Origin of the sequence: Pseudomonas hydrolytica (genome assembly GCF_021495345.1) — a bacterium.
Lineage (GTDB): Bacteria > Pseudomonadota > Gammaproteobacteria > Pseudomonadales > Pseudomonadaceae > Aquipseudomonas > Aquipseudomonas hydrolytica.
In genome coordinates this window covers 3,905,770-3,927,522 of the sequence record NZ_CP099397.1, presented here as the reverse complement: position 1 = coordinate 3,927,522, position 21,753 = coordinate 3,905,770, and the positions used below count along the sequence as shown (strand labels likewise).

25 protein-coding genes are annotated in these 21,753 nt (G+C 66.3%); 19 read left to right on the top strand and 6 right to left on the bottom strand.

Annotation, left to right across the window (positions count from 1 at the left end):
* Positions 1-234 precede the first annotated feature (234 nt).
* Positions 235-1,188 (top strand): MerR family transcriptional regulator, encoded by a 954-nt coding sequence (locus tag L1F06_RS18410; protein ID WP_129481657.1) that lies wholly within the window; start codon positions 235-237, stop codon positions 1,186-1,188.
* 17 nt (positions 1,189-1,205) lie between these two features.
* Here L1F06_RS18410 and L1F06_RS18405 read toward each other — a convergent pair whose 3' ends face one another.
* The gene (locus L1F06_RS18405) at positions 1,206-1,814 is read right to left on the bottom strand and encodes a PilZ domain-containing protein (protein WP_129481656.1); all 609 of its coding nucleotides are present in this window, start codon (positions 1,812-1,814) and stop codon (positions 1,206-1,208) included.
* Between the two features lie 65 nt (positions 1,815-1,879).
* Positions 1,880-2,326: a PAS sensor domain-containing protein gene (locus tag L1F06_RS18400; RefSeq protein WP_003245955.1), complete on the bottom strand. Its 447-nt coding sequence runs from the start codon at positions 2,324-2,326 to the stop codon at positions 1,880-1,882.
* Between the two features lie 102 nt (positions 2,327-2,428).
* Between L1F06_RS18400 and L1F06_RS18395 the strand changes: the two genes are divergently transcribed.
* The 11 genes from L1F06_RS18395 (at position 2,429) to L1F06_RS18345 (ending at position 9,792) form a co-directional block, all read left to right on the top strand.
* Entirely contained in the window at positions 2,429-2,878 is a 450-nt protein-coding gene (locus L1F06_RS18395; protein ID WP_129481655.1) for a flavodoxin, read from the top strand.
* Between the two features lies 1 nt (position 2,879).
* On the top strand, positions 2,880-3,347 hold the full coding sequence (locus L1F06_RS18390) for a cupin domain-containing protein (RefSeq protein ID WP_012019377.1): 468 nt from the start codon (positions 2,880-2,882) through the stop codon (positions 3,345-3,347).
* Between the two features lie 164 nt (positions 3,348-3,511).
* Positions 3,512-4,288, top strand: a complete 777-nt coding sequence (locus tag L1F06_RS18385; RefSeq protein WP_435301306.1) for a class II aldolase/adducin family protein — start codon at positions 3,512-3,514, stop codon at positions 4,286-4,288.
* Positions 4,285-5,193 (top strand): alpha/beta fold hydrolase, encoded by a 909-nt coding sequence (locus tag L1F06_RS18380; protein ID WP_129481654.1) that lies wholly within the window; start codon positions 4,285-4,287, stop codon positions 5,191-5,193. The genes L1F06_RS18385 and L1F06_RS18380 overlap by 4 nt, the downstream gene beginning before the upstream one ends.
* Complete coding sequence (locus tag L1F06_RS18375) at positions 5,172-5,702, top strand: DUF1569 domain-containing protein (protein ID WP_129481653.1); 531 nt, start codon at positions 5,172-5,174, stop codon at positions 5,700-5,702. The genes L1F06_RS18380 and L1F06_RS18375 overlap by 22 nt, the downstream gene beginning before the upstream one ends.
* A gap of 121 nt (positions 5,703-5,823) precedes the next feature.
* On the top strand, positions 5,824-6,129 hold the full coding sequence (locus L1F06_RS18370) for a hypothetical protein (RefSeq protein ID WP_129481652.1): 306 nt from the start codon (positions 5,824-5,826) through the stop codon (positions 6,127-6,129).
* A 113-nt stretch (positions 6,130-6,242) separates the two neighbouring features.
* Positions 6,243-7,154 (top strand): SDR family oxidoreductase, encoded by a 912-nt coding sequence (locus tag L1F06_RS18365; RefSeq protein ID WP_129481651.1) that lies wholly within the window; start codon positions 6,243-6,245, stop codon positions 7,152-7,154.
* A gap of 96 nt (positions 7,155-7,250) precedes the next feature.
* Complete coding sequence (locus L1F06_RS18360) at positions 7,251-8,018, top strand: crotonase/enoyl-CoA hydratase family protein (RefSeq protein WP_129481650.1); 768 nt, start codon at positions 7,251-7,253, stop codon at positions 8,016-8,018.
* Between the two features lie 78 nt (positions 8,019-8,096).
* On the top strand, positions 8,097-8,705 hold the full coding sequence (locus L1F06_RS18355; RefSeq protein WP_129481649.1) for a DUF2846 domain-containing protein: 609 nt from the start codon (positions 8,097-8,099) through the stop codon (positions 8,703-8,705).
* Positions 8,706-8,814: 109 nt separating this feature from the next.
* Entirely contained in the window at positions 8,815-9,396 is a 582-nt protein-coding gene (locus tag L1F06_RS18350) for a DJ-1/PfpI family protein (protein WP_129481648.1), read from the top strand.
* A gap of 93 nt (positions 9,397-9,489) precedes the next feature.
* A complete protein-coding gene (locus tag L1F06_RS18345; protein ID WP_003245939.1) occupies positions 9,490-9,792 on the top strand; it encodes a ribbon-helix-helix domain-containing protein in 303 nt (100 codons plus the stop codon).
* Positions 9,793-9,997: 205 nt separating this feature from the next.
* On the opposite strand, the gene L1F06_RS18340 is transcribed toward L1F06_RS18345, so the two are convergent.
* Positions 9,998-10,399: a nuclear transport factor 2 family protein gene (locus L1F06_RS18340; RefSeq protein WP_129481647.1), complete on the bottom strand. Its 402-nt coding sequence runs from the start codon at positions 10,397-10,399 to the stop codon at positions 9,998-10,000.
* A 112-nt stretch (positions 10,400-10,511) separates the two neighbouring features.
* Here L1F06_RS18340 and L1F06_RS18335 point away from each other — a divergent pair, with 112 nt between their 5' ends.
* From L1F06_RS18335 to zapE, 3 genes are read left to right on the top strand one after another with little or no spacing between them, the layout of a single operon-like run.
* The gene (locus tag L1F06_RS18335; RefSeq protein ID WP_003245937.1) at positions 10,512-11,102 is read left to right on the top strand and encodes a GNAT family N-acetyltransferase; all 591 of its coding nucleotides are present in this window, start codon (positions 10,512-10,514) and stop codon (positions 11,100-11,102) included.
* Positions 11,099-11,983 carry a carbon-nitrogen hydrolase family protein gene (locus tag L1F06_RS18330; protein ID WP_129481646.1) on the top strand — a complete coding sequence of 295 codons (885 nt, stop codon included), beginning with the start codon at positions 11,099-11,101 and terminating at the stop codon, positions 11,981-11,983. The genes L1F06_RS18335 and L1F06_RS18330 overlap by 4 nt, the downstream gene beginning before the upstream one ends.
* A 5-nt stretch (positions 11,984-11,988) precedes the next feature.
* The gene (gene zapE / locus L1F06_RS18325; protein ID WP_129481822.1) at positions 11,989-13,098 is read left to right on the top strand and encodes a cell division protein ZapE; all 1,110 of its coding nucleotides are present in this window, start codon (positions 11,989-11,991) and stop codon (positions 13,096-13,098) included.
* Here the strand turns inward: zapE and L1F06_RS18320 are convergent.
* Positions 13,093-14,427: a beta-galactosidase gene (locus L1F06_RS18320; protein ID WP_129481645.1), complete on the bottom strand. Its 1,335-nt coding sequence runs from the start codon at positions 14,425-14,427 to the stop codon at positions 13,093-13,095. The two genes, zapE and L1F06_RS18320, sit on opposite strands and share 6 nt — an antisense overlap.
* Positions 14,428-14,718: 291 nt before the next feature.
* A complete protein-coding gene (locus L1F06_RS18315; protein WP_129481644.1) occupies positions 14,719-15,393 on the bottom strand; it encodes a DUF1028 domain-containing protein in 675 nt (224 codons plus the stop codon).
* 139 nt (positions 15,394-15,532) lie between these two features.
* On the opposite strand from L1F06_RS18315, the gene dsdA reads away from it, so the two are divergent.
* Positions 15,533-16,882, top strand: coding sequence for a D-serine ammonia-lyase (gene dsdA, locus L1F06_RS18310; protein WP_129481643.1), 1,350 nt, complete (start codon positions 15,533-15,535; stop codon positions 16,880-16,882).
* Positions 16,883-16,933: 51 nt separating this feature from the next.
* Here the strand turns inward: dsdA and L1F06_RS18305 are convergent, their stop codons facing one another.
* On the bottom strand, positions 16,934-18,457 hold the full coding sequence (locus L1F06_RS18305; protein ID WP_024309079.1) for a fumarate hydratase: 1,524 nt from the start codon (positions 18,455-18,457) through the stop codon (positions 16,934-16,936).
* A gap of 283 nt (positions 18,458-18,740) precedes the next feature.
* Between L1F06_RS18305 and L1F06_RS18300 the strand changes: the two genes are divergently transcribed.
* From L1F06_RS18300 to L1F06_RS18290, 3 genes are all read left to right on the top strand, one after another.
* Positions 18,741-19,868 (top strand): GGDEF domain-containing protein, encoded by a 1,128-nt coding sequence (locus L1F06_RS18300; RefSeq protein ID WP_096825868.1) that lies wholly within the window; start codon positions 18,741-18,743, stop codon positions 19,866-19,868.
* Positions 19,861-20,799: an iron-sulfur-binding ferredoxin reductase gene (locus L1F06_RS18295; RefSeq protein ID WP_129481642.1), complete on the top strand. Its 939-nt coding sequence runs from the start codon at positions 19,861-19,863 to the stop codon at positions 20,797-20,799. Before L1F06_RS18300 ends, L1F06_RS18295 begins: the two co-directional genes overlap by 8 nt.
* Positions 20,800-20,890: 91 nt before the next feature.
* A complete protein-coding gene (locus L1F06_RS18290) occupies positions 20,891-21,664 on the top strand; it encodes an enoyl-CoA hydratase (RefSeq protein WP_129481641.1) in 774 nt (257 codons plus the stop codon).
* Positions 21,665-21,753 lie beyond the last annotated feature (89 nt).

The following is a 21,753-nucleotide window of genomic DNA, read 5'->3' as shown; positions in this document are numbered from 1 at the left end:
ATTCCGGTTTTGCGCAAATTAGCCAGTGCCGCGCGATGACGGGCAGGCAACGCATCGTTGCGCCGCCGGACTGCACCCGGACGGTGCAGGAGAAGGACGGATGAGGTGCACGGAGCCCCCTTCGCTCGCCGCCATTCGGCCAGGACGGCGGGGCTGGTGCCCGATGCGCCATGTGCGCCTATCGCGACTGAGTTACACTCCCTTCCTGAATTTTCTTGCGCGATGCCTGAAGCCATGTCCGAACCCGCCGGTGTTACATCACTTGCGTCCAGCGCCCTGAAGCAGGAGGAGCTGTTCCCCATTCGCGAGGTCTCTCGTCTAACGGGCGTGAACCCGGTCACCCTGCGCGCCTGGGAGCGGCGTTACGGGCTGATCCAGCCGACCCGCACCGACAGCGGGCATCGGCTCTATTCGCAGGCCGACATCGATGCCGTGCGCAGCATCCTGGCCTGGATAGAGCGCGGTGTTGCGGTGAGCAAGGTGGGCTCGATCCTGGCCAAGAGCGCCAGCAGTCGCAGCGCCGTCACCCCGGCCTACAACGAGGTCAGCAGCGATGACTGGAGCCAGTGGCAGGCGCAGATCCGCCGCGCGCTGGACAGTTTCGACGAGGCGCGTCTGGAGCGGCTGTATGGCCAGATATTCTCCTGCTACCCGCTGCCGGTGGTGTTTCAGGACATCCTGATGCCGATCTGGCAGGAGCTGTTGCTGCGCCAGGACGAGGTCGGCCAGCGCAGCGAATGGGTACTGCTCGACGGTTTTCTGCGCGGCCGCTGCTGGCAGCGCCTGCAGCTGGGGCGGGGCGAGTCGGGTGAGCGGGTGCTGCTGGCGGCCCAGCCCGGACACTGTCGCGAGCTGGAACTGCTGGTCGCGGCGCTGATGCTGAGCACTCAGGACATCGAAGTGAGCGTGATGGGGCCCGGGGTGCCGCTGAGCGATCTGCCGCTGGTGTGCGAGCGCATGCAGCCGCAGGCGCTGGTGCTGTTCAGCAACCAGCCGCCGGCCGAAGACTTCCCGCGTCAGCTGTCGCGTCTGGCGCTCGCGCTGGAGTGTCCGTTGCTATTGGCGGGGGATAGCGCCGACCTGGCCGAGGAAAGCCTGGCCGGCTCGCCCATCGCATGCCTGGGCAATGAGGGGCGGCTCATGCAGCGGCGTCTGCAGCAGTTCCTCGCCGGTCATCTCGATACCTGATAAGGCGAAGTAGCCGTTCAGCCGACCGCTTCGGGCTCGCGCTGGCGGTTGCTGTGCTCGTCGAAGAGGTACTGGCGCAGCGTCTGCTCGTCTTCGCTGTGCAACGTCTGCAGGCTGTAGGCGTAGTGGCTCTGACTCACGCGTCTGACCAACCTTGCGCGCAGCTGTACGCGGCGCTGCTGCGGCAGGATCAGTTGCAGCAGCTGATCCTTGGCCGGGCTGCCGGATTTGCCGTACTGCACCAGCATGCCATTGTTGGACAGTTCCACGGCCTGCAAACCACTGGGGCGCTCGGCGCTGTCGAGCAGTGGCAGCGGGCTGGACAGGGTCAGGCGCCAGGGGCGTTCGTTGACGCCGTTCTCGAAGATGAGCGGGGCGCCCAGCTCCAGGCGTGAATGCCGCTGGTCGTCCTGAATCAGGCGTAGCGGGAAGCTCAGGTGCTCGTCGTCGCTGTGGGTGTCCAGGCTCAGCTGCTTTTCATCGCCCAGGCGACTGAGCAGCTCGCTCAGGCGTTCACCGATGGCCAGCTCCGAAGGAGCGCTGCGGTGGTGCTGGCGCGTTGTTTGGGAAAGCAGTTGCTGGATGAAGTCCAGCTCGTCTTGGGTCAGCAGCGGGTCGCTTTGCATGATGGGTACTGCATGGAGTGCAAACCCTTCAGACCATCAGCCGCTGCGATAGTTTTGTACGTTCGTCAGTTTTTCAGGCGTGCCAGCTCGGCTTTCAGCTCCGCCACTTCGGCTTCCAGCTCGCGCACGCGTTGCTGGGCTTCCACCTGTTCGGTGACGTCCTTCTGAATGCCGATGTAGTAGGTCAGCTGGTCGCTCTCGTTGAGCACCGGGGTGATCGACAGTTCGTTCCAGAAGGCGCTGCCGTCCTTGCGGTAGTTGCGGATGATCTGGCGGCACGGCTTGTGCGCCTTGACCGCGTCGCGGATGGCCTGCAGGCCGATCTGCGCACGATCGTTGCCCTGCAGGAAACGGCAGTCCTGATAGAGGATATCGTCGCAGGGATAGCCGGTCAGGCGTTCGAATGCCGCGTTGGCGTAGATCAGGATGTTGTCTTCGCCCTCCTGCTCGGCCACCACGATTCCGTCGTTGGAGGCGTCGACTACCAGTTGCAGCAGCTTGGCATTGATCATGGATGCGATTCCGCGAGAGATGTGCGCTGCATTCTAAAACATCGGGTCGGGCTGTCCACTTGCGGCATAATGCGCGGCGTTTTTCCTGTTTCCGGAGTTGTCATGAAAGTCGCCATTCTCTCGGGTTCGGTCTACGGCACGGCCGAAGAAGTCGCGCGTCACGCCGGGCGCCAGCTCAAGGCCGCCGGGCTGGACGCCTGGCACAAGTCGAACATGAGCCTCGACGATCTGCTGGCCTTCGCCCCCGATGCCTTCCTCACCGTGACCTCCACCACCGGCATGGGCGAGCTGCCGGACAACCTGATGCCGCTGTACTGCGCCATTCGCGACCGTCTGCCGGCCTGGCACGGGCTGCCGGCAGCGGTGCTGGCGCTGGGCGACTCCAGTTACGACACCTTCTGCGGCGGCGGCGAGCTGATTCGCGAGCTGTATGCCGAACTGGGGCTGCGCGAGGTGGTGCCGATGCTGCGTCTGGATTCCAGCGAGACGGTCACCCCCGAGAGCGATGCCGAGCCCTGGCTGCAGACCTTCGCCGCGGCGCTGAGGGGCTGACATGCACCCACGCGCCCGCCAGCTGATCGATAGCCTGGAACTTCAGGCGCATCCCGAGGGCGGCTTCTACCGGCGCTTGTTCGTGTCCGCGCAGCGCGACGCGCGGGGCAGGGCGGCGTCCAGCGCCATCCTCTTCCTGCTGCCGGCCGGGGCGGTCAGCCGCTGGCATCGGGTCGATGCCGACGAACTCTGGCATTTTCATGAAGGCGATCCCCTGGAGCTGCTGGTGGCCGAATCGCCCGAGAGCCTGCGGCGCGAGCTGCTGGGTCCGGTCGCTGCCGGGCAGCTGCCGCAACGCGCCGTACCGGCACATGCCTGGCAGGCTGCGCGCTGCACGGGCAGCTACAGCCTGGTGGGCTGCACCGTGGCGCCGGAGTTTCAGTTCGAGGGCTTCCGTCTGTTCGCCGACGATGCGCAGGCGCAGGCCCTGTGGCCGCGCCTGCTGAGCGAGCACGCCGAACTGATCTGAAGCACTGGCTCGATCAGGATGGCGAATGCTCGGCTATCGCGCCACGTCCCCCGGCGCGTTGTCCCGCAAAGCCATCAAGATGGCTGCCAGGGCAACTAGCGCCTGGCATGTGCCCGGCTAGACTGCGCTCACCACCGACCAACAAGAAGATCGAGGTGACCGCCGTGAATGCTCCGCTGAAACTTCCTGCCGTGAAGAACCAGGTGTCCGAGGCCGAATGGCGCACGCGCGTCGACCTGGCGGCCTGCTACCGACTGATCGCCCTGTATGGCTGGGACGATCTGATCTTCACCCATATCTCCGCCAAGGTGCCGGGCACCGAGGACTTTCTCATCAACCCATACGGGCTGATGTTCCATGAAATCACCGCCTCGAGCCTGGTCAAGGTCGACCTGGCCGGCAACAAGCTGATGGACAGCCCGTTCGACCTCAACCCGGCCGGTTACACCATCCACAGCGCCGTGCATGAGGTCCGTCACGACGTCGGCTGCGTGCTGCACATCCACACCCCGGCCGGCATCGCGGTTTCGGCGCAGAAGCAGGGCCTGCTGCCGCTGTCGCAGCAGTCGCTGTTCGTCCTCGCCAGCCTGGCCTACCACGGTTACGAAGGCGTGGCGCTGAACCATGACGAGAAGGCGCGACTGCAGGCCGACCTGGGCGAGAAGAACTTCATGATCCTGCCTAACCATGGGCTGCTGACCGCCTTCGGCAGCATCGCCGATGCCTTCCTCGGCATGTTCACCCTGCAGCGGGCCTGCGAGATCCAGGTCATGGCGCAAAGTGGCGGCGGCGAGCTGATCCACATCCCCCAGCAGATCCTCGATGGTGCGCGGGCGATGATCGCCGGGGTGATGAAATCGCCGCAGGGCATGGGTGGTGCGCTGCCCTGGCCGGCATTGCTGCGCAAGCTGGATCAGCAGATGCCGGGTTACGACCAGTGAGCGAGCTGCCGGGCATCGCCCTGGATGCGTGGCGCGGGCAAAGTCAGGCGCTGGACTTTGGTGGCCACGCCATCCGCTACTGGGTCGCCGGTGACGCCGAAGCCGAGCCGCTGCTGCTGATCCACGGTTTTCCCACCGCCAGCTGGGACTGGCACCGTTTGTGGGCGCCGCTGGCCGGGCGTTACCGGCTGATCGCCTGCGACATGCTCGGCTTCGGCTATTCCGCCAAGCCGCGCGGCCATGCCTACAGCCTGCTGGAGCAGGCCGACCTGCAGCAGGCGCTGCTGGCGCACATCGGCGAGCGGCGCCCGGTGCACGTGCTGGCTCACGACTATGGCGACAGCGTGGCGCAGGAACTGATCGCGCGGCATCAGGAGGGGAGGCTGCAACTGGCCAGTTGCGTGTTCCTCAATGGCGGTCTGTTCCCCGAGACGCACCACCCGGTACGGGTGCAGAAGCTGTTGCTCGGCCCGCTTGGACCGCTGATCGGGCGGCTGTTCTCGCGGCGCAAGCTGGCGCAGAGTTTCGCCCGCATCTTCGGCCCGCAGAGCCAGGCCAGCGAGGAGGAGCTGGACGCGCTCTGGCAGCTGATTCAGTGCAACAACGGCCCGGCGGTGATGCACCGCTTGATTCGCTACATGCCCGAACGCCGCCAGCAGCGCGAGCGCTGGGTGACGGCGATGCAGGCCACGGCCGTGCCTATGCGGGTGATCGACGGCGCCTTCGACCCCATTTCCGGTGCGCATATGGTGGCGCGTTACCGCGAGCTGATCGCCGGCGCCGATACCGTCCTGCTCGACGGGATCGGCCACTACCCGCAGCTCGAAGCACCCTCGCAGGTGCTCGAGCACTACCTGCAGTTTCGCGCCCGACAGGAGATGCCATGCAGCGCAGAACCCTCGTGAAAGGTGCCGCGCTAGGCGGCCTGGCGCTGCTCGGTGGCGGCTTCTGGGCGCTGCCCGGCGGGCCGCGGCCGGCAGCGGTAAGCCTGGAGGGCGCGCTGGCGGTGCTCGGCACCTTGCAGGGGATGACGCTGCGCAGCCTCAAGGGCTGGAGCCCGAGCGAAGTGTTCAATCACTGCGCGCAGAGCATCGAGTATTCCATGGAGGGTTATCCGGCGCTGAAACCGGCCTGGTTTCGCCACAGCCTCGGGCCGGCTGCCTTCGCCGTTTTCAGCGCCCGTGGGGCCATGCGGCATCCGCTGGATGAGGCGATTCCCGGTGCGGCGCCACTGCTCGAACCGGCCAGCCAGGCCCAGGCCCTCGAGCGGCTGCAGGTGGCTTTCGAACGTTTCGCCGCTTACGGCGGTGAGTTGCAGCCGCACTTCGCCTACGGCGCGCTTGATCACGGCGAGTATGCCCGGGCGCATGTGCTGCACCTGTACAACCACCTGAGCCTTATTCGCCCGGCCTGAGGGGCGACGCCGTTCGCCATTCCCGGCTGGTGGCGAAGGGCCGGCGATCATTTTTATCGAACCTACCGGCGCCGCCGTGACTCACTAATTCTGTCACTCACAGAAAAAGTAGAGGTCACACATGTACAAGACATTATCTGCACTACTGCTGAGCGGGATTCTGGGCGCCATGGCGCTGCCTACCTTTGCCGAGACCGATTCCGATGGCACCACCTCCCCTGGGCCGACCATGCCTTCCGCACCCGGTGAAGGGCCGATGACGCCGGGCGACGAGGGTAACGGCATTCCGCCTGCCGGTGGTCCGAATACCGACGGCAATCCAGGTAACGATGCTGGCACTGGTACCGGTGGTAACGGCACCGGTACTGGTACCGGCGGCAGCGGCACCGGCACCGGCGGCACTGGTGGCAGCGGCTCCGGTAACTGACGCCGTATAAGGTCGTATTATCGGCCGTCATTCAGGCGCCCCGCGCCTTCTTGTGAAGCGCGCGGTGCTGCCTGACACTCCGGGCATCAATAGCCTGCCCGAGGAGCCTGCCGATGAGCGATGCCATCCGTTTCGAAGATCAAGTGGTGATTGTCACCGGTGCCGGCGGTGGCCTTGGCCGCGCGCATGCGCTGCTGTTCGCCCGCCATGGCGCCAGGGTAGTGGTCAACGATCTGGGTGGTAGCACGCACGGTGAAGGGGCCAACGCTTCGGCTGCCGACAGGGTGGTGGAAGAGATTCGCGCCTTCGGTGGCACTGCAGTGGCCAACCACGATTCGGTGACCGACGGCGACAAGATCGTGCAGACTGCGCTAGATCATTTCGGCCGCATCGACGTGCTGGTCAACAACGCCGGCATCCTGCGCGACAAGAGTTTTCACAAGATGGAAGACGCCGACTGGGACCTGGTCTACAAGGTCCATGTCGAAGGCGCCTACAAGACCACTCACGCTGCCTGGCCGCATTTGCGCGAGCAGAACTACGGCCGGGTGATCTTCACCTCGTCCACCTCCGGCATCTACGGCAACTTCGGCCAGAGCAACTACGGCATGGCCAAGCTCGGTCTCTATGGCCTGACCCGTACCCTGGCCATCGAAGGACGCAAGAACAACATTCTGGTCAACGCCATCGCCCCGACTGGCGCCACGCGCATGACCGAAGGGCTGATCCCGCCGCAGGTATTCGAGCAGCTCAAACCCGAGCTGGTCAGCCCGCTGGTGGTGTATCTGGGCAGCCAGAACTGCCAGGACACCGGCGGCCTGTTCGAAGTCGGTGGCGGCTGGGTCGGCAAGGTGCGCTGGGAGCGCAGCCTGGGCGTCGGTTTCGATCCCAAGGCCGGTTTCAGCCCCGATGACGTCGCCGCGCAGTGGCAGCAGATCTGCGATTTCCAGGGCGCCGCGCACCCGGCGGACAACGTCGAGGCGCTCAAGGAAATGATGGCGAATCTGCAGAAGTACGCCCTCTGATCGGCCAGCCAGGCTGACGCGCCGACGCAGGCGGATTAGGCTCGAAGGCCGGCAGTGATGCCGGCCTTTTTCGTTCAGCCAGCGGAGTGCAGCTTCATGTCGGTGACAGTCGAGAAGAACGGCCCGGTGACCACCCTGAGCATCGACCGGCCGCAGGTACGCAACGCCGTCGACCGACCCACGGCCGCGGCGCTGGCCGCTGCCCTGCGCGCCTTCGAGGCGGACGATGAAGCACGCGTGGCGGTACTGACCGGCAGCGGCGGTACCTTCTGCGCCGGTGCCGATCTGTCGGCAGTGGCCGAGGGCGGCGAGCGCGCCAATCGTCTGGACGAGCAGGGCGATGCGCCGATGGGGCCGAGTCGCATGCAACTTGGCAAGCCGTTGATCGCCGCCATCGAGGGGCATGCCGTGGCCGGCGGCCTGGAGCTGGCGCTGCTCGCCGACCTGCGGGTGATGGCGCAGGATGCGTTGCTCGGGGTGTTCTGCCGGCGCTTCGGCGTGCCGCTGATCGACGGCGGCACGGTGCGCCTGCCGCGCATCGTCGGCCAGGGGCGGGCGCTGGACCTGATCCTGACCGGCCGCCCGGTGGCGGCGGACGAGGCGCTACAGATGGGCCTGGTCAATCGCGTGGTGGCGCCCGGTCAGGCGCTGGCGGCGGCGCAGGAGCTGGCGGCGCAGCTCGCCGCCTTCCCCCAGCGCTGCCTGCTGGCCGACCGCGCCAGTGTCTATGCACAGTGGGATCTGCCGTTGAGCGAGGCGCTGGCCGGCGAATTCCGCGGTGGCCTGGCGGTGGTGGCCAGCGGCGAGACGGTGGCGGGTGCGCGACGCTTTCGCGACGGCAAGGGGCGCCACGGCGCCTTCTGAACAGGCCGCACTTTTGTCGGGTGTGGCCCGTGCGCGGGCCGGCTAAGCTGCATGCATGCCCCTCACAAGGAATGCTCGATGCGCCGTTTGCTCCTGCCCTTGCTCGCCGTCCTGCTCGTCGGTTGCTCGACCCCCGGCGCCTTCTTCGGCGACCTGGACGGCGATGCCTTCGCGCCTCATGTCCTCAGCGACGAAAATCATGCCCTGGTCTACCTGTACCGCCCGCGCAACGACTGGGCCGATCAGGAACTGGAGGCGCCTGCGCTGTTTCTCGACAATCGCTTGATCGGCAGCCTGCCCAGCAACGGCTATCTGGTGCTGGAGTTCGACGCCGCCAGCTACAAGCTGGAGATGCGCCGGCCTCTGGCCGGCAGCTTCTGGACACTGCTGGCCGACGGGCCGCTGGACTTCACCCTGATCGCCAGCTTCACCCTCGATGCCGCCGTGGGCAGTACCTATTACCTGCGCTACGACGAGGACGGCCCGCCGCCGCAGGGCAGCGTGCTGGATGGCAGCGGCGACGGGCCGCTGCAGCTGGTGGCGGCGGCGCTGGCCGATACCGAGCTGAGCGCCACGCGTCGGGTGCAGCCCATGACCCGGATTGCTGCCAGCGTCGAAGACCCGGAGCGCCCGCAGCGCGGCTTCTGGCGCTCCGTCGGCCAGGCACTGGACAAGATCGGCATCTGACGCCCCCGGGGCCGCGCGGCATGCCCTGCGGAGTAGTACCGGGCTGTTACCTGTCGGAGGAACTAGGGGCGAATAATGGCTTCGCTCCCCCCACCTTCAGGAGACGATCATGGCTGCCAAGAAGATTCTGATGCTGGTCGGCGACTACGCCGAAGATTACGAAACCATGGTGCCGTTCCAGGCGCTGCAGATGGTCGGTCACACCGTGCATGCGGTCTGCCCGGACAAGGTCACCGGGCAGACGGTGCGTACCGCCATTCACGATTTCGAGGGCGACCAGACCTACAGCGAGAAGCCTGGGCACAACTTTGCGCTCAACTTCGACTTCGCCAAGGTCAGTGCCGAAGATTACGACGCCCTGGTCATCCCCGGCGGGCGCGCGCCGGAGTACCTGCGCCTGAATGGCGACGTCGTGGCGCTGGTCAAGGCCTTCGCCAAGGCCGACAAGCCCATCGCTGCGGTCTGCCACGGCGCCCAGCTGCTGGCAGCGGCCGACGTGCTGGAGGGGCGTGAATGCAGCGCCTATCCTGCCTGTGCGCCGGAAGTGGCGTTGGCCGGTGGTACGTATGTGGATATCCCGGTGGATCAGGCCCATGTGCAGGGCAATCTGGCGACGGCGCCGGCCTGGCCTGCACACCCGGCCTGGCTGGCCGGTTTCCTCAAGCTGCTGGGCACCGAGATCCGCCTGTAGCCGACCCGTAGCCCGGTTACCGTCCGGGGTGCATCATTGCCGGTATTTCCCGGATGGCATCCGGGCTACGACGCTCGTGAGGAGACGAAGCCGATGTGCGAACTCTATGTGAAGGCCGACCCGATTCTCTACGAGTCGCGCTCGCGCTCGTTGCGCATCCACGGTGTGGTGACGACCCTGCGTCTGGAGAATCAGTTCTGGGACATCCTGCGCGAGATCGCCGAAGTCGATGGCATGACCACCAATCAGCTGATCGCCAAGCTTTACGAAGAGGTCATGGATTTTCGCGGCGAGGTGGTCAACTTCGCCTCTTTCCTGCGCGTCAGCTGCACCCGCTACCTGGCGCAGAAGGCCGGGCGGCAGGTGCCGCTGCGGGTGGTGGGCACAGCCGTCTGAATCATTGATACATCCAGAAATTCGGATGTTCCTGCTCCGGTGCGGCAGCGGGTTTCTGGCTGGGGCGAACGTGCTGGAAAAGACGTTTGATGGCGCTCATGGGTAAGACTCCTGTGTGTTGAATGAACAGGAACGCATGATCCGGTCTCGCCTTGGATTGATGAATTCAATTGTGGCTATCGCATCGATTATCTAAAGGCGGTTTTCAGCCGCCCACCTGCGCGATCCAGTCGTTGAGGTTGTAGTAGTTGCTGATGCGCGCCACCTTGCCGTCCTTGATCTCGAAGAAAGCGCCGGCGGGCAGCACGTAGGTCTGGCCGTTGGCGGGCGGCAGGCCTTCGTCGTCGGCCAGGTACTCGCCGTGCACCACGAACTCGGCGGCGGCGCGGCTGCCTTCGGCGTTCTGCATCACCACGATGTCGGCCAGGCGCTCGCGGTAGCAGCGGTTCATCTTGTCCATGAAGGCGGCGAAGGTGGCCTTGCCGATCTGGCGTTCGCCCTGGTTGATGTCGTGCACCACGTCCTCGGCCAGCAGGTCGAGGAAGGCGGGCATGTCGCCGGCGTTGAAGGCGGCGTAGTAGGCCTGAACCAGTTCGGTGGCGGTCATGGCTAAGTTCCTTTCGTAGCATGGTTAGTGGTGGGTTGGCGCGCATGATAAGTTCGCGCCTTCGAGCCGGCATAGCCGCCGGCGTCACCCTGCTGCTGGCGAACGACTTCACATGGACATCGAATTGCTCCGGGGGCCGCAGATAGCGCCCCATATAGAGGACCTGGCGCAGCTACGAATCACGGTCTTCCGCGAATTTCCCTACCTCTACGATGGCAGCTTCGACTACGAGGCCGAGTACCTGGGCACCTATGTGCGCAGCGTCGGCAGCCTGTGCGTGCTGGTGCGTGACGAGGGCCGTGTGGTCGGCGCCTCCACGGCGCTGCCACTGGCTGACGAAACCGAGGAGTTCCAGCAGCCCTTTCTCGCCGCGGGCTGGGACCCGGCGCGCATCTTCTACTGCGCCGAGTCGGTGGTGTTGCCGGCCTGGCGCGGACGTGGCCTGGGCGTGCGCTTCTTCGCCGAGCGCGAGGCCCACGCGCGGCGCCTGGGCCATTTCGACTGGTGCGCCTTCTGCGCCGTGCAGCGCCCGGCCGACCATCCGCGGCGGCCCGCCGACTATCAGCCACTGGACGCCTTCTGGGCGCGCCGCGGCTATCGCCATCATCCCGAATTGCACACCCGCTACCACTGGCGCGATCTGGACGAGGCCGAGGAGTCGGCCAAGCCCATGTCGTTCTGGCTGAAGGAGCTCACCCCATGATCAAGGTTGTCGCCTGCCAGTACCACATCGATCTTTTCACCACCTGGGATGCCTACGCCGAGCACCTCACCACCCTGTGCGAGGAGGCGGCCGGGCAGGGCGCCGAGTTGCTGCTGCTACCGGAGTACGCCGGTCTGGTGCTGACCGGGCAGTTGCCGGAGGCCGAGCGCAGCGACCTGCACGGCTCCATCGCCGGCATCCAGCCACTGCTGCCGCGCTGGCTGGAACTGTGCGAAAGCCTGGCGCGGCGGCTCAAGGTCCATCTGCAACCCGGCTCGGTGGCCGTGCTGGATGACGATGGCGTCTACCGCAACCGCGCCTGGCTGTTCGGCCCGGACGGCTGCCTGGGCAGTCAGGACAAGCTGATCATGACGCGCTTCGAGCTGGAGCAGTGGCGCATCGCGGCCGGCAGTGGGCTCAAGGTGTTCGACACGGCGCTGGGCAAGCTGGGCATCCTGATCTGCTACGACAACGAATTCCCGTTGCTGGCGCGCACCCTGGCCGAGGCGGGTGTGGACCTGATCCTGGCGCCCAGCTGCACCGATACCGAGGCCGGTTTTCATCGTGTGCGCATCGGTGCCCAGGCGCGTGCCCTGGAAAACCAGATCGCCGTGCTGCATTCGCCCACCGTGGGCCTGGCACCCTGGTCGCCGTCGCTGGACGAAGGCTACGGCCGCGCCTCGCTGTACGTGCCGTCGGACTACGGCATGCCGGCCAGCGGTATCGTCGCCGAGAGCGCGGAGCTGTGCCCCTCGCGCAGTCACTGGCTGATCTGCGAGCTGGACCTGGACGAAGTGCGCCGCGTGCGCGAGCAGGGCCAGGTATTCACCCGCCGCGACTGGCCGCGGCAGTTCGACGACGGCCGGCTGGTGCTGCGTTGACCGCGATGCAGGCGCCGCCCGACTCGCCGCGGGCCGCCTACCAGCGTGCGCTCGCTACCGGCTTCGTGGTCGATGCCGCGCAGCATCGTGCGGTCGAGGCGCTGCATCGCTGTCACCAGGCCGTGCACCGGGGCGAGCGACCGCTGGGTGTGTACCTCTGGAGACCGGTCGGTCGTGGCAAGACCTGGCTGATGGACAGCTTCTACAGCACGCTGCGCGTGCCGGCGCGGCGGCAGCATTTTCACCACTTCATGCAGTGGGTGCATCGCCGCCAGTTCCAGCTCACCGGCAATGCCGATCCGTTGCGCCTGCTGGCCAAGGAACTGGGGCGCGAGCTGCGCGTGCTGTGTTTCGACGAGCTGTTCGTCAGTGACATCGGCGACGCCATGCTGCTCGGTCGCCTGCTCAGCCTGGTGGTGGAGCAGGGCGTGGTGCTGGTGGCGACCTCCAACCAGCCGCCGGATCAGCTCTACGCCGATGGCTACAACCGCGAGCGTTTCCTGCCGGCCATCGCCGCGCTTGAGGCGCACATGCAGGTGGTCGCCGTGGACGGCGAGCAGGATCATCGCCTGCATCCCGGTAGCGAGGTGCAACGCTACTGGGTGCAGCAGCCACAGGCGCTGGGTCAGCTTTTCGCTCGTCTGAGCGAGGGACAAACCATCAGCCGCGAGCCGGTAGAACTCAGCCATCGCCGTATCGAAAACCTCGGCCATGGCCCAGCGGCGCTCTGGTGCCGCTTCCGGGATCTGTGCGAGCAGCCGCTGGCCGCACCGGATTTCATCGAACTCTGCGAGCGCTTCCCGGCGATCCTGCTTGGCGAAGTGCCGCGCCTGGGCGGTGAGCAGCGCGAGGGACGCATCGCCCGTGGCACCGAGGACGGTGCCGAGCGGGTCGATGCCGGTGACCGGAAACTGCCGGCGCTGTCGCGCAACGACGATGCGGTACGCCGCTTCATCGCCCTGGTCGACGAGTGCTACGACCGCCGCGTGCCGCTGTATATCGAAGCCGAGGTGGCGCTGGACGAGCTGTACACCCAGGGCTACCTCGACTTTGCCTTTCGCCGCACGCTGAGCCGTCTGCGCGAGATGCAGCTGGAGCGCTTCGGCCGCTCATAGGATCAGCATCTGCAGCTCGCGGCCGACCGTGACGTTGATGCTGCCGCCGTTCGAGCGCACGCTCTGGCTGGTGCCACGCAGCGGGTTGTAGAGGGTGCCGCTGCCACTGCGTTGCAGGCGCACGGTGCCGTTCTCCTGTGCCCAGAACATCCACAGCCAGCGCCCATCGGCGCGCTGCCAGGCGATGCTGAACATGCCGGCCGGCGCACTGGCGAAGGCCGGCGGGTCCAGTGGCGTGAGGCTGGGGCCGCTGATCTGCAGGAAACGCTTGAGTGCCTGGTAGGCGGGCTTCTCGCTGCCGTTCAGGCGCAGGAGACCATAGAACTGGTCGCGTGGCGTGGCGCGCGCATCCAGATCGCTGAGGGTGAAGAGAAAGATGCGGTCGAAATCCATCGCGCTCATCAGCGCCAGGCGCCGCAGCATGTAGTCGGCCTGGCCCTGTTCGCCGATGATCGGTTGCAGTTCCACCGGCCCGGCATAGCTCGACCAGCCGAACTCCGTGGCCCAGATTGGCCCGCTACCGGAATGGCGCAGATACTGGTTGACCGTATTGGCGTGGGCAATGAAATCGCCGACGCCGGGCACGTCGCCCTCAGGCTCGTGACTGTAAGGGTGATAGGCCGTCACTCGATCCGGCCTCACGCTGCCGAGCTGGGTCATGGCCTGCAGCATCAGGCCGCCACGCACGGGCATCTGGCTGTAGTAGGCGTGGCCGCCAATCACATGGGTGGCGTCCGGGCGGGCGGCGGTCAGTGCGCCGAGGCTGCTTTCCAGCAACTGCCGGTACTGGACCGGATCTTCGGCCGGCTGCCAGAAGGGCGGAATGTTCTGCTCGTTCCAGACCTGCCAGGCACCGACATGGGTATAGCGGCTGGCCAGTGTGGCGAAGCTGTTGGCGAACAGTTGCGGGTTGGTTGGCGGGTACTGGTCGGGGTTGCTCACGCCGGTCGGTGCGGACGTGGCGAAGGGGGCCGAACCGACCAGGTACACCAGGGGCTTGAGTTGTTCCTGCTCGATCACCTGCATCAGGCGATCAAGGTCCGTCCATTGCCATTGTCCCGGGGCGGGCTCCAGGCGCTCCCAGTGCAGGCCCAGGCGAATCCACCGCAGATCGAGCGCCTTCAACTTGGCGATCTGCTGTCGATAGGTCTGCTCGGGAAACCACTGCAGTTGTACGTTGAGGCCCAGGAAGTCCGACCAGACCACCGGGCGCGGCGCCTTCATCGAATTCGAGGGGGCGGCCTGGGCGCTCAGACCGAGGCCCAGTGACAGAGACAACAGGCCCGCGCCCAGGGCGCGACGCAGGCGGAAGGAGGGGATACGGAACATGGCTGCTCTCCCTTGCGAGAGTGACTCGGAATAGCAGCTTAAGACCGGCCCATCGGCTGCAAACCTGGCTGTACCGGGCTTGGTGATGGAGGGCAGCGATAACGCGACTGACGGTTTGATGGCGTTTTGCTAAGCCAGAAGATTGACGTTTGGAGTTGTCACTTGGCGTTGCCAGGCCGTCGAACGACGGGTTTGGCAGCCTATCGGGCCCACGCTGTCGCCACACTGGCGTCTCGCCCAAGGGCCTCCAGCCTGTGGTGTTATCGTCCACCACTTATCGGCAGTGTTGCCTTAAACGGCGTCTTCCGCTGCCTTGCCTGCCGGGTTGTCGCGCGTCGGCATGGCGAGAATTTCAGGCAGCACTTCGCGGGCGAATACGTCGTGCAGGCGGCGCAGTTCGGCCACCGGGTCGAGGTGGTGGTCGACGCGGATGTCCCATAGGGGGTACTGCTCCCGGTCGACCACATAGATCACCGCCGAGGATTCACCATGGCGGTCGCCGCCGCACTGGTCACCGGCCGCCAGCGCTTCGATCAGGCGCTCGATCAGCGGGCGCTCGTCGCCGCGGCGAAAGGCCTCGGCCACCGCTTCCAGCACCTGCGGGCCAACCAGGCGGTTACCCTGTACGGAGAACTGCTCGCCGGTTAGCGAGCCGGCCCAGGGAATGCATTTTTCCCCGGTCCAGCAGACGCTGTCGCCCTGGGCGTCGATCAGCGCGCATTGGCGTAGTTCCATGCAGGGATCGGTGCCTTTGAGTCGCTCCAGCGCCGTTTTCGCCGAGAGCCCCTGGCGCAGCAGCGCCAGGCCATCCAGGCCGAGATAGGGGTTGACCTGGGCCTGGGTCGCCACCGCGCCGACGCCGGCCGCCGCGTGGCTGAGCAGCTTGCCCACGGCAGGCATCGCAGTGGCTGCTGCGACACCGAACTGACCGCTGCGCGGACAGCGGGCGATGATGGAAAAGGTCATGACGACTCCTGGGCGATTTTCAGCTTAGGCCATGGGTGGGCGAGTATCGTTCCGCTGGCGCGGAGTGTGCGGCCTTTGCCAGCGGGCAGCAGGCGTCGTCTAATGCGCGCAGTTCACTGCCCGCTATGAGGACCGCCGCATGATTCTTGGCCAGCCGCTTGCCCAATGGCGCGCGCAATATCCGCTGCTCCACGAGCTGATCGCCCTGCGCGAAACCAGCTGGTTCAACCCCGCCGTGGCGCCTGCTGCCGAAGCACTGGCCGATGTCGGTTTGAGCGCCGCCGATGTGGCCGACGCCCGCGCGCGTCTCGAGCGCTTCGCGCCCTACCTGGCCCGGGTGTTTCCGCAGACGGCCGGCAGCGGCGGCATCATCGAGTCGGACGTAGTGCCCCTGCCGCAGATGCAGGCGCTGCTGCGTGAAGAGGCCAAAGGCGAGATCGGCGCGCTGTGGCTCAAGCGCGACAGCCATCTGCCCATCTCCGGTTCGATCAAGGCCCGCGGCGGCATCTACGAGGTGCTCAAGCATGCCGAGGACCTGGCGCTGGCGGCCGGCCTGCTCGGTCTCGACGACGATTACGCCTGCCTCGACAGCGACGCGCTGCGCGCCTTCTTCGGCGGCTATCAGGTGGCGGTCGGCTCCACCGGCAATCTCGGCCTGTCCATCGGCATCATCAGTGCACGTCTGGGCTTCCAGGCCACCGTGCATATGTCCGCCGATGCCCGCCAGTGGAAGAAGGACAAGCTGCGTGCCCATGGCGTGACCGTGGTCGAGTACGCCAGCGATTACAGCGTTGCGGTGGAGCAGGGGCGCCGCCAGGCCGAGGCCGATCCGCGTTGCCACTTCGTCGACGACGAGAACTCCAGGCACCTGTTTCTCGGCTACGCGGTGGCTGGCGAACGCCTCAGGCAGCAACTCGCGGCGGCAAACGTCGTGGTCGATGCCGAGCATCCGCTGTTCGTCTACCTGCCCTGTGGCGTCGGTGGCGGGCCGGGTGGCGTGGCCTTCGGGCTGAAGCTGGCGTTCGGTGACGCGGTGCACTGCCTGTTCGCCGAACCCACGCATTCGCCATGCATGCTGCTCGGCGTCCACACCGGGCGACACGAAGAACTGGCGGTGCAGGATTTCGGCATCGACAACCGCACCGCAGCCGATGGCCTGGCGGTCGGCCGACCATCGGGGTTCGTCGGTCGCGCCATGCAGCGCCTGATCGACGGCTATTACACGGTCAGCGACGAGCAGATGTTCCGTTACCTGGCGCTCATGGAACAGGCCGAGGGCCAGCGTCTGGAGCCTTCGGCCCTGGCCGGGATGCCGGGTGTATTGCGCGTGCTGGGCGAGCGGCAGGGCTATCGCCAGCGCCTGGGCCTGACGCCGCAGCGCATGGCGCGGGCTACCCATCTGGTCTGGGCGACCGGCGGCAGCATGGTGCCGCAGGCGGAGATGGACAGTTACCTGGCGCGGGGGCGGCAGCTGTTGCAGGGCGCCTGAAAACGCAGAAGCCCGGCACATGGCCGGGCTTCTGCTTTGCAGCGTTGACGCTTACTTCACTTCCACCGCCAGGCTTTCGGCGATCTTCTTGTTCCAGATCGCAGGGCCGGTGATGTGCACCGACTCGCCCTTGGTGTCGACCGCGACGGTCACCGGCATGTCTTTGACTTCGAACTCATAGATGGCTTCCATACCCAGTTCTTCGAAGGCCAGCACCTTGGACTTCTTGATCGCCTGGGCCACCAGGTAGGCGGCGCCGCCGACGGCCATCAGGTACACGGCCTTGTTGTCCTTGATCGCGTCGATGGCGATGGGGCCGCGCTCGGACTTGCCGATCATGCCCAGCAGACCGGTCTGCTCGAGGATCTGGCGGGTGAACTTGTCCATACGGGTGGCGGTAGTCGGGCCAGCCGGGCCGACCACTTCGTCACCGACCGGATCGACCGGGCCGACGTAATAGATGAAGCGGCCCTTGAGATCCACCGGCAGTTGCTCGCCCTTGTTCAGCATGTCGACCATGCGCTTGTGCGCGGCGTCGCGGCCGGTGAGCATCTTGCCGTTGAGCAGCACGGTCTCGCCCGGCTTCCAGCTCTGCACCTCTTCCGGGGTCAGGGTATCGAGGTTGACGCGGCGTGCGCTCGGGCCGGCTTCCCAGACGATTTCCGGGTAGGCGTCCAGATCCGGCGCTTCCAGAACGGCCGGGCCCGAGCCGTCGAGCACGAAGTGGGCGTGACGAGTGGCGGCGCAGTTGGGGATCATGCACACCGGCAGGCTTGCTGCATGGGTCGGGTAATCCATGATCTTCACGTCGAGCACGGTGGTCAGGCCGCCCAGACCCTGGGCGCCGATGCCCAGCTGGTTGACCTTCTCGAACAGCTCCAGACGCAGCTCCTCGATGCGGTTCTGCGGGCCGCGGGCCTGCAGCTCGTGAATGTCGATGTGCTCCATCAGCACTTCCTTGGCCATCACCGCGGCCTTCTCGGCGGTGCCGCCGATGCCGATGCCGAGCATGCCCGGCGGGCACCAGCCGGCGCCCATGGTCGGCACGGTCTTCAGCACCCAGTCGACGATGGAGTCGGACGGGTTGAGCATGGCCATCTTCGACTTGTTCTCGGAGCCGCCGCCCTTGGCCGCGACGTCCACTTCCACCTTGTCGCCGGGGACGATGGAGTAGTGGATCACCGCCGGGGTGTTGTCCTTGGTGTTCTTGCGGGCACCGGCCGGGTCGGCCAGGATCGAGGCGCGCAGGACGTTCTCCGGCAGGTTGTAGGCGCGACGCACGCCCTCGTTGATCATGTCGTCGACGCTCATGGTGGCGCCGTCCCAGCGCACGTCCATGCCGACCTTGATGAACACGGTGACGATGCCGGTGTCCTGGCAGATCGGGCGGTGGCCGGTGGCGCACATGCGCGAGTTGATCAGGATCTGCGCCATGGAGTCCTTGGCCGCCGGGGACTCTTCCTTCAGGTAGGCCTCGTGCATGGCCTGGATGAAGTCGACGGGGTGGTAATAGGAGATGAACTGCAGGGCGTCGGCGACGCTCTGAATCAGGTCGTCCTGCTTGATCACGGTCATTGGGGCGCTCCTCTATCAGGGAACATCTATAAGGAAGCGCCGAATCAGAACCCGGCGCAACGGCGAAAAATGGTCGGGAACGATTTCACCTCGCCCGCGACGGCCTTCTGCAGCGCGCCAGGGACGGCAGGCAACAAAAAAGGCGCGGCAGTATAGCGCGACGGTCGCACAGGGCACAGCCGCCAAAGGTCGATGGTGCTAGCCGTGGGCGCTCTCGGCGCGCTAGGCAATTTGTGATCACGGGGGTAGAGTAACGGCCAGATGCCAGTATGGGATGGAGCCCATGAGCTCAACCAGCCGCCGAGGCACGCAACGCAGCCTGCAGAGTCTTCTGCTCAAACGCTTCGCCATGGCATTCGCTACCTACGCGATGATGGCGCTCGTCTGCTGGTTCGCCGTACTCAACGATCTGTTCCTCGGTCCCGTCAGCGCCGCTGTCTGGCTCACGCTGGGCGTGTTCGGCAGCCAGCTGGTGTTTCTCTGGATCTTCCTCAGCGGGCGCAACCTGCGCTTCGACGATCCCAGCCTGACCGAGGCCCAGGTACTGGTCGCGCTGGCCTGGCAGCCACTGGTAATGGCCTTCTTCGACACCGCCCGCGGCAGCATGATGGTGTTCTACGTGCTGATCCTGCTGTTCGGCGTGTTCCAGCTGCCGCCCAAGGTGTTCGCACGTTGCGCCGCCTTTGCCTTCTTCGGCTTCACCGCGATGGTGCTGGTGGAGGCCTATCGCATGCAGTTGGTGGACCCGAGCATGGCCTGGCTGCAGGTCTGGGTGCTATTCGTCCTGCTGGTCTGGCTGTGCCTGTTCTCCAGTTACGTGCAGGCCATGCGCAAGCGCATGCGCCAGCGCCGTTTCGCCCTGCAGGCACACCAGGACACCCTGCGCGGGATGATGCGCCAGCTCGAGGATCTGGTGGCCACCGACGAGCTGACCGGGCTGTTCAACCGCCGCCATTTCCTGCGTCTGGCCAGTCGCGAGCTGGAGCATCTCGGGCACGGGCGCCAGCACGGTCTGGCCTTGATCGACCTGGACCATTTCAAGCGAATCAACGATGCTCATGGCCATGCCGCTGGCGATCGGGTGCTGCAGACCTTCGCCGCGGTAGCCCGTGCCTGTCTGCGTGACGGCGACATCATTGCCCGCTACGGCGGTGAGGAATTCGTGCTGCTGCTGCCCAATACCGATGCCGATCAGTTCACCACCTGTTGCGAGCGGCTGCGCGAGGCGTTCGCCCGGGCCGAGCCGGTGGGGGTGAAAATCGACAACCTCAGCCTGTCCGCCGGCATGACGCTGCTCACCGCCGGCGATCAGCTGGACGAGGCGCTGCAACGTGCCGACCAGGCGCTGTACCAGGCCAAGCGCGGCGGTCGCAACCGTTGCGATGCCAGTTGGGAGCGCGCCGGTGCCTGAGCTGCGCGTCGGCGCTCGGCAACTGCAGGTCGCCAGCCAGAGCAATCTGCTCGATGCGCTGCTGGCCGGTGGGGTCGCCGTGCCCTACAGCTGTCGCGCCGGCAGTTGCCACGCCTGTCTGGTGCGCTGCGTAGCCGGCGAGCCGCTGGATCGTCTGCCCGAGGCGCTGGCATCTGACAAGCGCGCCGAGGGCTGGCGTCTGGCCTGCCAGTGCCAGGTGGTCGGCGATCTGGATGTCGAACCCTTCGACCCGCAGCGCGACGGGATTGCCGCCCAGGTGGTGGGGCTCGACTGGCCCAGCCCGCAGGTGTTGCGCCTGCGTCTGCAGCCCGCGCGCGCACTGCGCTACCAGGCCGGCCAGCACCTGGTGCTGTGGATTGCCGACAACATAGCGCGACCCTATTCGCTGGCCAGCCTGCCCAGCGAGGACCCCTGGCTGGAATTTCACCTCGATTGCCGCCTGCCTGGCGCCTTCTGCGACGCTGCGCGTCGTCTGCAGCTCGGTGATGGCCTGCGTCTGGGCGAGCTGCGCGGTGGCGCGCTGCATTACGACGCCGACTGGCAGGCGCGGCCACTCTGGCTGCTGGCCGCCGGTACCGGCCTGGCGCCTCTGTACGGCGTGTTGCGTGAGGCATTGCGGCAGGACCACCAGGGCGCCATTCGCCTGTTGCACGTGGCCCACGAGCCGACCGAGCACTACCTGGCCAGCGAGCTTCGCGCCTTGGCGGCGCAGCATGCGAACCTGCAGGTGGAGCTGGTGACGGCGGCGCAGTTGCCGGCTGCTTTGGCCGAACTACGACTTGTCTCGCGGCAGACCCTCGCCTTACTCTGCGGCCATCCGGAGACGGTCGACGGCTTCGCGCGGCGTCTCTACATGGCGGGTTTGCCGCGCAGCCAGATGTTCGCCGACGTCTTTCTAACCCGTACCTAGGGTGCCCGGGGCCGCCTCGGCTGTGCATACCAGATCCGATGGCATCGGGCTTCTGGTGCGCACAGCGTACCCTACGGTTTTGGAGCCTTGTATGAGCGAACACCTGCATATCGAACGCGACGGCGGTCTGCTGACCCTGCGCATGCAACGACCTGACAAGAAGAACGCGCTGACCCGCGCCATGTACGCCGGTATGGCCGAGGTGCTGGACCAGGCGGCTCAGGACCCGAGCGTACGCGTCGTCCTGCTGACCGGCAGCGAGCAATGCTTTACCAGCGGCAACGACGTCGCCGACTTCCTCCAGGCGCCGCCGACCGGGCTGAACAGCGAAGTGTTCCAGTTCATGCGCGCGCTGTTCGAATTCCCCAAACCCGTGGTGGCGGCGGTGGCCGGCTCGGCCGTGGGTATCGGCACCACGCTGCTGCTGCACTGCGATCTGGTCTACGTCAGCCGTGATGCGCAGCTGAAGATGCCGTTCGTCAACCTCGGCTTGTGCCCGGAGTACGGCTCCAGCCTGATCCTGCCGCGTCTGCTGGGGCATGCGCGAGCGGCTGAGTTGCTGCTGCTCGGCCAGGCGTTCAGTGGCGAACAGGCGGCGGCCTGGGGCATCGCCAATCAGGCGCTGGACGACGGTGCGGCGACGCTGGCCAAGGCACGCGAGATGGCCCTGCGCTTTCTCGACCTGGCGCCCTCGGCAGTGGTCGACAGCAAGCGCCTGATGCGCGCGCCGGGGCGCGAGGAGCTGCGCAAGGTGATCGAGGAGGAGGGCGCACTGTTCGGCCAACGCCTGCGCTCGCCGGAGGCCGTCGAGGCACTGACGGCATTCATGCAGCGCAGAAAGCCGGATTTCTCCAGCTTCGCGTAGGGTGTCGCTGGCCCCTAGGCCGTGTGCACCGGCTGTTCGTCGGGAACGTGCGGCGTCAACGGCGGTTCGGGCTCGAACGTAGCGTGCTG